General features: G+C 34.5%; 11 protein-coding genes and 3 tRNA genes. 7 read left to right on the plus strand and 7 right to left on the minus strand.

Annotation, left to right across the window (positions count from 1 at the left end; all coding sequences use genetic code 11):
• Positions 1 to 50 precede the first annotated feature (50 nt).
• Positions 51 to 1403: an NAD-dependent succinate-semialdehyde dehydrogenase gene (locus ACNQGD_RS11000; protein WP_417999302.1), complete on the plus strand. Its 1353-nt coding sequence runs from the start codon at positions 51 to 53 to the stop codon at positions 1401 to 1403.
• A 137-nt stretch (positions 1404 to 1540) separates the two neighbouring features.
• Here the strand turns inward: ACNQGD_RS11000 and ACNQGD_RS11005 are convergent, their stop codons facing one another.
• Together ACNQGD_RS11005 and ACNQGD_RS11010 are read right to left on the minus strand one after the other, a co-directional pair.
• Entirely contained in the window at positions 1541 to 2020 is a 480-nt protein-coding gene (locus ACNQGD_RS11005; RefSeq protein WP_417994195.1) for a hypothetical protein, read from the minus strand.
• Positions 2021 to 2103: 83 nt separating this feature from the next.
• A complete protein-coding gene (locus ACNQGD_RS11010; protein WP_417999303.1) occupies positions 2104 to 2409 on the minus strand; it encodes a hypothetical protein in 306 nt (101 codons plus the stop codon).
• Positions 2410 to 3031: 622 nt separating this feature from the next.
• Here ACNQGD_RS11010 and ACNQGD_RS11015 point away from each other — a divergent pair.
• The gene (locus ACNQGD_RS11015) at positions 3032 to 4081 is read left to right on the plus strand and encodes an outer membrane beta-barrel protein (protein WP_417997579.1); all 1050 of its coding nucleotides are present in this window, start codon (positions 3032 to 3034) and stop codon (positions 4079 to 4081) included.
• Between the two features lie 187 nt (positions 4082 to 4268).
• Here the strand turns inward: ACNQGD_RS11015 and ACNQGD_RS11020 are convergent, their stop codons facing one another.
• The 5 genes from ACNQGD_RS11020 to ACNQGD_RS11040 form a co-directional block, all read right to left on the minus strand.
• Positions 4269 to 5171 (minus strand): N-acetylmuramoyl-L-alanine amidase, encoded by a 903-nt coding sequence (locus ACNQGD_RS11020; RefSeq protein WP_417994192.1) that lies wholly within the window; start codon positions 5169 to 5171, stop codon positions 4269 to 4271.
• Between the two features lie 34 nt (positions 5172 to 5205).
• Positions 5206 to 5679 (minus strand): hypothetical protein, encoded by a 474-nt coding sequence (locus ACNQGD_RS11025; protein ID WP_417999304.1) that lies wholly within the window; start codon positions 5677 to 5679, stop codon positions 5206 to 5208.
• 39 nt (positions 5680 to 5718) lie between these two features.
• Positions 5719 to 7032 (minus strand): 30S ribosomal protein S12 methylthiotransferase RimO, encoded by a 1314-nt coding sequence (gene rimO, locus ACNQGD_RS11030; protein WP_417994223.1) that lies wholly within the window; start codon positions 7030 to 7032, stop codon positions 5719 to 5721.
• Between the two features lie 207 nt (positions 7033 to 7239).
• Entirely contained in the window at positions 7240 to 8820 is a 1581-nt protein-coding gene (locus ACNQGD_RS11035; protein ID WP_417999305.1) for an OmpP1/FadL family transporter, read from the minus strand.
• Between the two features lie 56 nt (positions 8821 to 8876).
• Positions 8877 to 9896 (minus strand): hypothetical protein, encoded by a 1020-nt coding sequence (locus ACNQGD_RS11040; protein ID WP_417999306.1) that lies wholly within the window; start codon positions 9894 to 9896, stop codon positions 8877 to 8879.
• Positions 9897 to 9996: 100 nt separating this feature from the next.
• Here ACNQGD_RS11040 and proS point away from each other — a divergent pair, with 100 nt between their 5' ends.
• The 5 genes from proS (at position 9997) to rpsT (ending at position 12142) form a co-directional block, all read left to right on the plus strand.
• The gene (gene proS / locus ACNQGD_RS11045) at positions 9997 to 11475 is read left to right on the plus strand and encodes a proline--tRNA ligase (protein WP_417999307.1); all 1479 of its coding nucleotides are present in this window, start codon (positions 9997 to 9999) and stop codon (positions 11473 to 11475) included.
• 78 nt (positions 11476 to 11553) lie between these two features.
• Positions 11554 to 11625: transfer RNA gene (locus ACNQGD_RS11050), tRNA-Glu, on the plus strand.
• A 47-nt stretch (positions 11626 to 11672) separates the two neighbouring features.
• Positions 11673 to 11744, plus strand: a tRNA-Glu gene (locus ACNQGD_RS11055).
• 42 nt (positions 11745 to 11786) lie between these two features.
• Positions 11787 to 11858 (plus strand) — tRNA-Glu (locus tag ACNQGD_RS11060).
• Between the two features lie 32 nt (positions 11859 to 11890).
• On the plus strand, positions 11891 to 12142 hold the full coding sequence (gene rpsT / locus ACNQGD_RS11065; protein ID WP_035673520.1) for a 30S ribosomal protein S20: 252 nt from the start codon (positions 11891 to 11893) through the stop codon (positions 12140 to 12142).
• Positions 12143 to 12170 lie beyond the last annotated feature (28 nt).

Below are 12170 nucleotides of genomic sequence, written 5' to 3' on the forward strand. Positions count from 1 at the left end.
CTGCTTAATTTTCCAAAACTTATATTTCAAAGAATTTAAATTACAAATACATGGTTTTTAAATCGATAAATCCGTTTTCACAACTAATTATAGCGGAACACGAAGTATTGACAAATACGCAATTGAATCAAAAATTACAATTATCAGAACGCGCATTTAAAAACTGGAAGCAAACCATATTTCAGCAAAGAGCGGATAGGATGAAAAAGCTAGCCAACATTCTTAGAGAAAAGAAAGAGGAGCTAGGTTTGTTGATTACGAATGAGATGGGTAAGGTGTTATCTGAAAGTATTTCTGAAGTGGAAAAATCAGCTAAAAACTGTGACTTCTATGCCGAAAATGCGGAACAGATGTTGAAAGAGGAATATTATGACACTCCTTTCAAAAGCATGTCCGTTTATGATCCAATGGGAGCTGTTTTTGCTATAATGCCGTGGAATTATCCTTTTTGGCAAGTGTTGCGTTATGCAGCTCCGGCAATTATGGCCGGTAATGTAACTCTTTTAAAACATGCGCCAAACGTTATTGGTTGTGCCAAAGCAATTGAAAATGCATTCTTGGAAGCTGGTTTTCCGGAAGGTGTTTTTCAACAAATTCCGATTGATATTCCTCAGGTCGAGAGTGTAATTGCTTCAGACATTGTGCATGGAGTTACTTTGACCGGAAGTGAAATGGCGGGATCATCCGTGGCTTCATTGGCTGGAAAGCACATCAAAAAATCAGTAATGGAATTAGGGGGTTCAGATGCTTTTATAGTTTTGAATGATGCAAATCTTGAAAAAGCAGCAACGGTTGCTACACAATCCCGAATGTTAAATGCAGGTCAGGCTTGCATTTGTGCCAAACGATTTATTGTTACTGAGAAAGTAGCTGATGAATTTGTTGCGCTTTTCACCCAAAAAATAAAATCGTTGCAGCAAGGAAATCCATTACAGAACGGAATTAATATGGGGCCAATGGCTCGGCTGGATTTAGCGGAGAAATTAGCAAAACAATTGGAAAAATCATTGCAACAAGGTGCTACATTAATACTAGGAGGAGAACGCGAAAATTGTAATTTTCAACCCACGCTAATTGATTTTGTTGATTCAAATAATATTGCTTTTCAAGAAGAAACTTTTGGCCCGTTAGCAACTATTATTAGAGCTAAAGATGAGAATGATGCTATCACTATTGCCAATAATCATAGATATGGTTTGGCTGTTGCAATTTGGACAGAAGATCGCGAAAATGCGTACAGACTGGCAAGGAGAATTGAAGCCGGTAATGTGTTTGTGAATTCATTAGTACGCTCTGATTCCAGAGTTCCTTTTGGAGGCGTAAAAAAATCAGGTTATGGTAGAGAATTAGGCGCAATAGGTATCAAAGAATTTATGAATATGAAATCATTGATTATAGAATAATATTATTGAGTACGTATTATAAGTAAAGAATCGAGAACAGGAATTGTATTTATAACAAATCTGTGCTCGATTTTTTATTTACTCGATTCCATTTATAAAAGTGTCAAGCTATGAATTCATTGCTTGATTTCTATTTATTAATAGGTATAAATAGCCGCTTTTAAATCGTTTGGTTTATTGGAAAGAATCACAATAAATGGAGTCCCTTTAACCGCAGCATTTTGTTTTAATCGTTTTTCACCGTTATCAGAAAACGATAAAGGAGATTCACCTTTTGTTCCTCCGTAAAAACTAGTAATTATCCCAGATTCTTTCAATCCGATGGTTTGATGTTTTTTCAATACAACAACTTTTTTATAATCGGATTTTCCATTTAGTTGAATTTTTTCAGATATGATTTTAGAATCATTTTTTGACTTTTCATTCAATTGTGCTACTGCATATTGACTGATTGACTTTTCTTCGGCACTTTGAGCTACAGTATAGTAAACTAAATTATTTGCTGTTTTAATAAAGTTTATATCCATTCTTCCACCATCATGTTTGATAATTTGATGGGTTTGTGCAATTAATGAAGTTGTAAATAAAATAGTGAAGGCTATAAATAAATTTTTCATGTGTTTAGATAAAAGTAAAGGTCTATGATCCCATTTTTAAATTGAGACATATATTAATAATGTTTTTTAGTAAAAAATAATAATTAAACCATTTCAGGCGGAGGAGTGAAATTTTTTAAAACAAACGCTTTGGCTACAAATAAATCGAAAGGACTAATTCGGGCTTTAATAAAAGAGTAACATTCGAAACAATTAAAAAGTTTAATTGGATCTATGAAAAGTAGTTTTAGCTTACTCTCAAAATTGGTTTCTTCGGTATTATTTTCGGCTAGTTCATAAAAATCATATTGTTTCTCCTGAATAAGTATTGAAAGTTTATCACTTACCCAAATAAGGGAAAAAGTGAGCAAGACAAGTAAAACGGAAATTTTAAGTGCTAAACTATTCATAGTTTAAATATACTAAAAAAGGAATCTGTTCACAATTAAAATTTTCATAAAATAAGTTATAATGATAGCATGATTTAGTTTTTTAGAACTCTTGATTTAACCGCTTTTTCATTGTAATGTAAATTGTGTATCTAATGATGAAAATTGTATAAACAAGATGTCTTTGTATGAAAAAATATATTCATCTAGGATTTGCCATAAAAATTTGTAATTTATTTTTGATGTGTTTTTATGGGGGTTTAGTTTTATTTTATATAAAAATTATTCTAAAAAATGCTTTTAAAATTTATTTATGGTTTGTAATCAAAAATAAATAGGGGGTTATGTTTGAAAACTGATTATTAAATTTTTAAAATTGGTACTTTAAAATACGGAATACCTATTATTTTTTATTGATTTTTCGTTATTAATAATTCTTCTCAAAACAAGGCAAAAAAGTGCTAAATAGTAATTCAAGTGAAATAAAAGTTAATAAATTCGCTTCAGAAACAAGAAAATTTCACATTAAAAAAAGTGCGTTTCAAAGCAGTTTTCTTGATTATAAGTATCAGAATTTTTTAAAGCGTATCAACTAAAACCCAAATAATAACCAAACTAGATTACTAATTAAAACCATTTAAAGATGAAAAAAAACCTAGCTATTCTAACATTCATGCTAACAACAAGTTTAACTTTTGCGCAAGACACTCCGGTTGCCCCTTCAACTGCTTTTGCAGGATCTGCTGATGCCTATTATAAATATGATTTCTCAGGTATAGACAACAGTTTAACTAGTTTTACAAATTCTCACAATTCATTTGAATTAGGGATGGCTTCTATCGAAGCATCTCATAAAATGGGGAAAGCATCTGTTTTTGTTGATTTAGGATTTGGAAACAGAGCTGCTCAATTTACTTATAATGATGCCGCTTCAACTTTCATGATCAAACAATTGAATTTCACTTATGAATTTTCAGATAATTTTAAAGTTACTGCGGGTAGTTTTGGAACCCATGTGGGATATGAACTTCTAGATGCAGTAGATAATAAAAACTACAGTATGTCTTATGCGTTTACTTATGGTCCATTTTTTAATACGGGAGTAAAAGCACAATATACCTCTGGAAAATTCAGTTTCATGGCTGGGGTTTCAAATCCAGCAGATTTTAAAACAACAATTGAAGCGGGTTCAACCCAAAAAACGTTTATAGGTCAACTAGGTTATGTAGGTGACACTGGAAATGTATATTTTAATGTTACCTCTGGAAGTAGTAATCCTGCTTCTGATGAGAACAAGACACAATTTGATTTTGTAGGTTCGAAGAAAGTAAGTGATTCATTCTCTTTAGGATTCAACGGTACGTATGCAATGACTAACAATGACTTTGATAGTACCTTGGATGGTGAATGGTTTTCCTTAGTAGGATATGCAAATTTCGCATTGAAAGAAACATTAAGTTTAGCTTACAGATTAGAGTATTTAGATGCTAAAGATGCTACTGCCGGACTTGGTTTGCTTGCTGGAACCAGTGTTGTTGGTAATACTTTGTCACTAAACTATAAGGTAGGAAACTTGACTATTATTCCTGAATTCCGTGTTGACACCGCTTCTGAAGATATCTTTACAAATAGTGATGCCGCTCCAAAAGGTTTAACAGCTTACGCATTACTTGCAACAACTTACTCGTTCTAGTATAAGATAATATTTTTTTTTGCTGCCAAGATGCTTTTAAGGATTTTGGCAGCTTTTTTATGTAGATTTTGAGATACTACAGGAGTCTTAGTGATAAACGATAAATAGAGTTTGAAATGTATTTAAATAGAAAACGGTTCTTTGAATGTTTCAAAAAACCGTTTTTATTGTATAATGTATAAACTACTTATTGTTTTTTATAAATAGAATAAATAGTATTTATTGTTTTTTCATCTAAGAGGTCATTGACTTCTGTTTGAATATAATGCAGTTTAAAAGCTGTTATTGCGGCGGGTAGATTTTTAGTGTCGTATCCTATAATTCGCAATCCTTGTTCTGCATTAAAATCAGTTGGAGCAGTTTCTAAAAACTCATCTGACCAAAGACCAAAACCTTTGTCTGCTAATATTTTCCATGGAAACAATTGGCTGGGGTCTTTTTTTCTGGTAGGTGCAATATCTGCGTGACCAATAATGTTTTGAGCAGGAATGTTGTAATCTTTTTTTAGCTTCGTCAAAAGTGCCAGTAAGCTATTGATTTGTAATTCTGAAAAAACTTCAGAGCCATTGTTGTCTAATTCAATTCCTATTGATGTCGAGTTAATATCGGTATTTCTTCCCCAAGTACCACTACCTGCATGCCAAGCTCTTAAATAATCATTCAACATTTGGACTACTTTACCATCATCTGAAATAAGATAATGGGAACTCACTTGAGATTCTATTTTGGTGAATGTTTTTAGTGTTTGTTGTAATGAATCCTGCGCTGTATGATGTATAATAATGAAATTTGGCTTTCTTAAATTAAAATTCACCGTTCCTATCCACTCTGTATTAATCCCGTTTTGCAAAGACGTAGACCCCATTATGGAAAGAGTATCTTTATAGGTATGCAACTGTTTGGTGTATAACGTATCAATGTTTATTGCTACATGAGGAATAACAGGAAGTGGTTGCGGATCTTTATTAGAAATGGTTTCTTTTAATGTTTTAAGCTTAGTGTCATAAATTTTTTCACTCTTTTTATAAGGATTTGTTGAGCACGATGCAGCGATAACTGCCAAAATAAGGGAATAAAAAATTTTTCTCATGTAGGTTTTCATTTAGCAACAGACTAAAAATCGCTTAATTGGATTTCTTTTTAGCTTTCGATTTTTTAGGATTTTTAGCTTCTTCATTCATAGCTATATATTTCTCCTTTTGGTCTTTGTTTAACAATTCTATTATTTTTCTATCAGTAGTTTCTGAAAGAACTGTTATGTTTTTTATTTTATCCTCTTGGCTAACTTCTGCTTTTATAAGCATGCCTTGTGTTTTTATGCTTTCTGTCAAAATATTCGAGATTGCAATTACCTGAAGTTCGTCCAGAATGAGTTCCGGCTGTATTCGTTCCATGATTTTTCCAACCGTTACTTCAACCGGAATTTCTTTTGGTTTATCTGGGGTTCTGGATTGATCCATGCCGCTATTCATTCTGCGATTACTTCCATAACCATTTCCGTAACCGTTCCCATATCCGCCATTACCATATTGTGCAGAAATTATATTTGTAGATAATAGTACAAATGCGATGATTAATAGTGATTGAAATAGTTTCATATTTAGTTTTTAAAATGGATTAAAATCGTCTTAAGAAAATTATGCAGGTTCTCCGTACAAATCAAATTCTGTTGCTTCAATAATTTTTATCAGTACAAATTCACCCGTTTTTACATAATGTTTTGAAGCGTCAATCAAAACTTCATTATCTACATCCGGACTGTCAAATTCAGTTCTTCCCACAAAATGCCCACCTTCTTTTCTGTCAATGATACATTTGAATGTTTGACCTACTTTTTCTTGGTTTAAATCCCAAGAAATTTGAGATTGTAATTCCATGATTTCGTTTGCACGTTCTTGTTTTACGGTGTCTGGAACATCATCTTCCAGTGCATAAGCATGTGTGTTTTCTTCGTGCGAATACGCAAAACAACCCATTCTGTCAAATTTCATTTCTTGAACAAAATCTTTCAATGTGTTGAAATCTTCTTGCGTTTCTCCAGGATATCCTACAATTAAAGTAGTACGAATAGCCATTCCGGGAACTGCAGCACGGAAATCTTTTAATAGTTTTGTTGTTTTTTCTTGAGTTGTTCCGCGGCGCATTGATTTCAAAATAGAATCTGAAATGTGTTGCAATGGAATATCAATATAATTACAAATTTTAGGTTCGCGCTTCATAATTTCCAGAACATCCATCGGGAAACCGGTAGGAAAAGCGTAATGCAAACGAATCCATTCGATCCCTTCTACTTTTACTAACGCTTCCAATAATTCACCAAGATTTCTTTTCTTGTAAAGATCCAGCCCGTAATAAGTTAAATCCTGAGCAATCAAGATCAATTCTTTCACGCCGTTTTTAGCTAATCCTTCGGCTTCTTTAACCAGTTTTTCAATAGTTTGTGAAACGTTTTTTCCTCGCATTAATGGAATCGCGCAAAAACTGCACGGTCTGTCGCACCCTTCTGAAATTTTTAAATAGGCATAATTTTTTGGAGTCGTAGTCAATCTTTCTCCTAATAGTTCATGCTTGTAATCCGCACCCAAAGCTTTCAGTAATTGCGGTAACTCAGTTGTACCAAAAAACTGATCTACATTTGGTATCTCTTTTTCTAAATCAGGTCTGTAACGCTCCGATAAACATCCGGTAACGAATACTTTATCTACCAATCCTCTTTCTTTCTTGTCAGCATATTCCAAAATCATATTTACTGATTCTGCTTTAGCATTATCAATAAATCCACAAGTATTTATTACAATAATATTTCCCTCTTCAGCTTCTGGAGCTTCGTGCGTAACATCTTTTCCGCTTGCGCGAAGTTGTCCCATAAGCACTTCACTGTCATACACATTTTTCGAACACCCAAGAGTGATTACGTTGATTTTATTCTTTTTTAACGACTTAGTTCTCATAACATTAGAATCCCGATAATTTGGGAATTTTGCAAAATTACAATTTTTATTTTTAGGACCATAAATCTTTGTGTTTTTTATGGAGCTATTCCTGCTGTACGTTGCAATCTCCCGAAAAAGCGGGAGGATTTTCACTGCCATCAGGGCTAAAAAAAAAATCCGTTCCATGATAACGAAACGGATTTTGAATTTTATTTGTGGGTTTGATTACAATTCAAATAATAATGTTAATGAAACATTGTTGTTTATAGCATCGATACTGGCGCCATCTGTAAATCCTTGATTAAAAAACCCTTGTTGTGAGTTTCTTTTGGCGTAAGAATAGGCTAAATCTACTTTGGTAGAACCAAAACTATATCCTAAACCCGCTGAATAACCCGTTAAATCTCCTATTGTCACCGAGTTTTTATAAGGACTTTGTTCATAACGATACCCTGCTCTTAAGCTCAACGCTTCAATTTTATACTCAGCACCTATTCTTAGTTCGCCTGTAGTATCTAAGATTGAATTCATGTCTCTGTTTAAATCATTAAAATAAGGGTCGTTTTCAGGTTTGAATTTAGTGCTGCTATAATCCTTAATAGCGTAATCAACACTTATTAAACCAGATTTTCCAAAAACATAAGCAAAACTACCTGTTAGTTTGCTTGGAGTTTGTAGCTTATAAGGCTCGTAAATATTAACAACCTGAGGATTTACTACATCATTAGTGTCGTCAGCATTTGTTGCGCTGCTTACTACAGCTAGCCTTTGAGACAGCTCATCATTTAATTTATACCATGTAGATGATTCGTAAGCAAGACCTAAACGAATTTCATCATTAACTTTAGCAATTGCTCCCAATTGAAAAGAAAAGCCTGTTCCGTAAGTATATAAGTCATTTTCAAAACTCAATCGAGTAACAGTGTAATCATTTGTTAATGGGGCATTATTATCTTCGTAAAAAGTAGATGATTTGTGGAAGTCAGTAAAATGAGAGTTCAAATTTAGTCCTATATACAACTTGTCATTATATGATGTAGCGGCATTAAAAGATAATTTCCCGTTATATCCAGTGCTATAAATAGAGTTTTCTTGGTAATAATTGCCTCCCGCGGGAACATTCGAAGAATAAGGTGAATTATTATTCGTTTCATCAACAGCATTAGTAACAAAGCCTTGGTACCCTAAAAATGCTTGTTGCGCTGCAAATCCATTTAAATTTGGATATTGGTTATTAGGTAGATTGCTTCCTAAAAATGAATATAAGTCCGAAATAGATTCTCCTGGATTTGTATTCACGAATTCTTGAGGTACTGGAGCTCCGTTATTCGAATTGTTAGCATAACTTAAAAAGTAATCCCCTACAGAATTGTTTGGGTTGGTTCCGGCAGAAAAAATCCCGTTGTCAAAATTAGTGGTGTTTTCGTAATTAACACCTAATGAGATCTTTTTCCAATTGCTGTTTGGGTTTCTGTTATTAAAAACAAAAACAGCACCCGCTTGGTTCAAATCAAACGAATTGTTTTTTTCGCTTGCTGTGGTGCCAAAATAGGTGGACTTATTTTTTGTGTCAAAATTACTTAAGGTAAGAGTCATTTGGTTAGTTGTAAACACAGCAGAACCTGCAGGATTTACATTTAGAGAGGATAAATCCCCCCCAAGAGCTCCAAAAGCACCACTCATAGCTCTAAAACGAGCTGTTCCGTTCAGGTCATCCTGTGCGTAACGCAGGGCATCTGATATTTCTTGTGATTGTGCAAAGCTTGCAGAGAAGCCTAAAGCTAATAAAAATATATATTTTTTCATTTTTAATTCGTAAGTTTTAATTTAATGTTAAAATTAGAAATGGATCTAAAGGATTATTATCCTCTTCCGCCTCTTCCGCCACCACCGGATGATCTACCGCCGCCACCGCCGCCGGAATTCCTAGAATTATTTGAGCTAGGGCTGTATGATCTGGAATTGTTGTCGTTTCTTGAACTTGGAGTATAGGATCTTTGAGGTCTGTTGTTTTCGTTGCGAGTGCTATTCGTGTTTGATCTTCTGGTAGGTGTACTATTGTTTTGATTTCTCGAAAATGTTGGACTGGTTCTATTGAATCGGTTTGTAGTACTTCTTGTTGAATTAGTAGTGGTGTTTCCTCTGTAACTTGAGTTGTTTCTTGGGCTAACACTATTGCTTTGGTTTCTAGAGTAATTTGCGGAACTTCGGGTGTTATTACTTCTGTCACTACGAGCGTTAGCGGTATAAGACGAGCCTCTTCTTCCCGTATTGGTTGAATACGCTCTGTTGTTGTAGTAATTGGAATGACCCCAATTATTTCCATACCAGTTATTCCAACCCCCATTGTTTCCATACCAGTTATTCCAGCCCCAATTATTTCCATACCAGTTATTCCAGCCCCAATTAGATCCGTACCAGCTGTTGCCGTACCAATTATTCCAGCCAAAACCTACGTTCATGCCCCAGCCGAAACCGCCATTCCATCCCCAGTTATTTCCGTACCAATTATTCATAGCCCATCCGGTATCATAAATATTGACGTTCACACTTTGAGGATTACTGCCCCATCCGGGGTAGTTCGAATCGTTGTTTTGCAACGTATCATTTTCTAAATTATAATCATTGTAATTTTCAACATCTGTAAAGGTTTCGACAGGTTGGTTGTTGTTTTGTAAAGACCCAAAGTAGTCTCTATATTGATTATTTGGAGTATTTTGAGTCTCTGTGTCAACGGCTCTGTTTGGGGTGTTTCCATAAATCCCGTCAGAATCATAGTAAGAGCTGTTTTGGTAGGAGCCACAAGATGTCAGCAGGACGCTCAAAAATCCAACAATGTAATATATTGATGTATTTTGGAAGGAAACAGTACTAGTTTTCATATATATGGAGTTTTTTATTGTTGGACATTACAAAAATAGTTAGTTTTGCGGAACTATTTATTTAAATTATTAATGCAAAATTTGTGCCAAACTATTCAATATGAGTAAGAACTTAATTACAAGATCAGAAGATTATTCAAAATGGTATAACGAGTTGGTAGTCAAAGCCGATTTAGCCGAAAATTCAGGAGTTAGAGGGTGTATGGTTATCAAGCCTTACGGATATGCGATATGGGAAAAAATGCAAGCTGAATTGGATCGAATGTTTAAAGAAACCGGGCATCAAAACGCTTATTTTCCTTTGTTTGTTCCAAAAAGCATGTTTGAAGCTGAAGAAAAAAATGCAGAAGGATTTGCAAAAGAATGTGCAATTGTTACTCATTATCGATTAAAAAATGATCCGGATAGACCTGGGAAGTTGATGGTTGATCCTAATGCAAAATTAGAAGAGGAGTTAATTGTTCGTCCTACAAGCGAGGCTATCATCTGGTCTACTTACAAAGGTTGGGTACAATCGTATAGAGATTTACCTTTATTGATTAATCAATGGGCGAATGTGGTGCGTTGGGAAATGAGAACCAGATTGTTTTTACGAACAGCGGAGTTTTTATGGCAGGAAGGACATACTGCCCATGCGACAAAAGCAGAGGCTGTTGAAGAATCAGAAAAAATGATGAATGTATATGCTGATTTTGCCGAGAATTTTATGGCGATTCCTGTTATAAAAGGAATAAAAACAGAAACTGAACGTTTTGCTGGAGCTGAAGAAACGTACTGTATTGAAGCCTTAATGCAAGACGGGAAAGCTTTACAAGCAGGAACGTCACACTTTTTGGGTCAGAACTTTGCTAAAGCCTTTGATGTTAAATTTGCAAATGCCCAAGGGAAGCAAGAATATGTTTGGGGAACTTCATGGGGTGTTTCGACTCGTTTGATGGGTGCATTAGTAATGACGCATTCAGATGATCAGGGATTGGTATTACCTCCTAGTTTAGCGCCCATTCAGGTGGTGATTGTTCCTATTTATAAAACAGACGAGCAATTGGCAGCTATAACAGCTGAAGTGAATGTTTTGACAGCAGCTTTGCGAAAATTACATATCTCCGTGAAATTTGATGACAGAACCACTCAGAAGCCAGGATTTAAATTTGCAGAATGGGAACTAAAAGGGGTTCCTGTTAGGGTAGCTGTAGGTCCAAAAGATTTAGAAAATGAAACTTTCGAGGTTGCAAGAAGAGATACGTTGACTAAAGAAGTAGTTTCTAAAGACGGAATCACAACTTACATCAGTGATTTATTAGCGCAAATTCAAAAAGAATTGTTCGAAAAAGCATTAAATTATAGAGATACACATATTACTGAAGTAAACAGTTTTGAAGAGTTTAAAGCGGTTTTAGATACTAAAGGAGGTTTTGTATCAGCACATTGGGATGGAACTGCGGCAACGGAGGAGAAGATTAAAGATTTAACTAAGGCTACTATCAGATGTATTCCTTTAGATAGAGTAGAAGAAGCTGGAAGCTGTGTTTTTACTGGGGAAAGCTCAGTAGGAAGAGTGTTGTTTGCAAAGGCTTATTAAAAAAAAATAATTTTTTTTGCATGTACTATTGTACGTTTCAAAAATAGTTGTATTTTTGCATCCGCATTAGAGAAGCAGGGCCCGTTCGTCTATCGGTTAGGACGCATGGTTTTCATCCATGTAAGAGCGGTTCGATTCCGCTACGGGCTACTATTTTTATTGCAGGTTAAAGTTTTCCTGAACTTAGAGGGAAGTATGGCCCGTTCGTCTATCGGTTAGGACGCATGGTTTTCATCCATGTAAGAGCGGTTCGATTCCGCTACGGGCTACAAATTTCAATATTTTAGATTGATAAAAACTTAGGGGATAATGGTCCGTTCGTCTAGGGGTTAGGACGCCAAGCTTTCGTCTTGGTAACAGGGGTTCGATTCCCTTACGGACTACAAAAATTAGTAAAAGATAAAAACATAATAAAATGGCAAATCATAAATCAGCTTTAAAAAGAATTAGAAGTAACGAAAAGAGAAGAGTATTAAATAGATACCAACACAAGACTACTCGTAACGCTATAAAAGCATTGAGAATAGCTACTGATAAAACAGATGCTACTTCTAAATTATCAAGCGTGATATCTATGATTGATAAATTAGCTAAAAAGAATATTATTCATGATAATAAAGCTTCTAATTTAAAATCTAAGTTAACTAAGCACGTTGCTAAATTGTAATTAATACAATTTGTTAAGACATAAAAAA

It is taken from the genome of Flavobacterium glucosi (assembly GCF_048286535.1).
GTDB lineage: Bacteria > Bacteroidota > Bacteroidia > Flavobacteriales > Flavobacteriaceae > Flavobacterium.

Excerpts from the sequence above, each read along its gene's own strand:
- ACNQGD_RS11040 (WP_417999306.1), bottom strand. The coding sequence starts at position 9,896 with ATGAAAACTAGTACTGTTTCCTTCCAAAATACATCAATATATTACATT.
- ACNQGD_RS11010 (WP_417999303.1), bottom strand. The coding sequence starts at position 2,409 with ATGAATAGTTTAGCACTTAAAATTTCCGTTTTACTTGTCTTGCTCACT.
- ACNQGD_RS11035 (WP_417999305.1), bottom strand. The coding sequence starts at position 8,820 with ATGAAAAAATATATATTTTTATTAGCTTTAGGCTTCTCTGCAAGCTTT.
- rimO (WP_417994223.1), bottom strand. The coding sequence starts at position 7,032 with ATGAGAACTAAGTCGTTAAAAAAGAATAAAATCAACGTAATCACTCTT.
- ACNQGD_RS11020 (WP_417994192.1), bottom strand. The coding sequence starts at position 5,171 with ATGAGAAAAATTTTTTATTCCCTTATTTTGGCAGTTATCGCTGCATCG.
- proS (WP_417999307.1), top strand. The coding sequence starts at position 9,997 with ATGAGTAAGAACTTAATTACAAGATCAGAAGATTATTCAAAATGGTAT.
- ACNQGD_RS11000 (WP_417999302.1), top strand. The coding sequence starts at position 51 with ATGGTTTTTAAATCGATAAATCCGTTTTCACAACTAATTATAGCGGAA.
- rpsT (WP_035673520.1), top strand. The coding sequence starts at position 11,891 with ATGGCAAATCATAAATCAGCTTTAAAAAGAATTAGAAGTAACGAAAAG.
- ACNQGD_RS11025 (WP_417999304.1), bottom strand. The coding sequence starts at position 5,679 with ATGAAACTATTTCAATCACTATTAATCATCGCATTTGTACTATTATCT.
- ACNQGD_RS11005 (WP_417994195.1), bottom strand. The coding sequence starts at position 2,020 with ATGAAAAATTTATTTATAGCCTTCACTATTTTATTTACAACTTCATTA.
- ACNQGD_RS11015 (WP_417997579.1), top strand. The coding sequence starts at position 3,032 with ATGAAAAAAAACCTAGCTATTCTAACATTCATGCTAACAACAAGTTTA.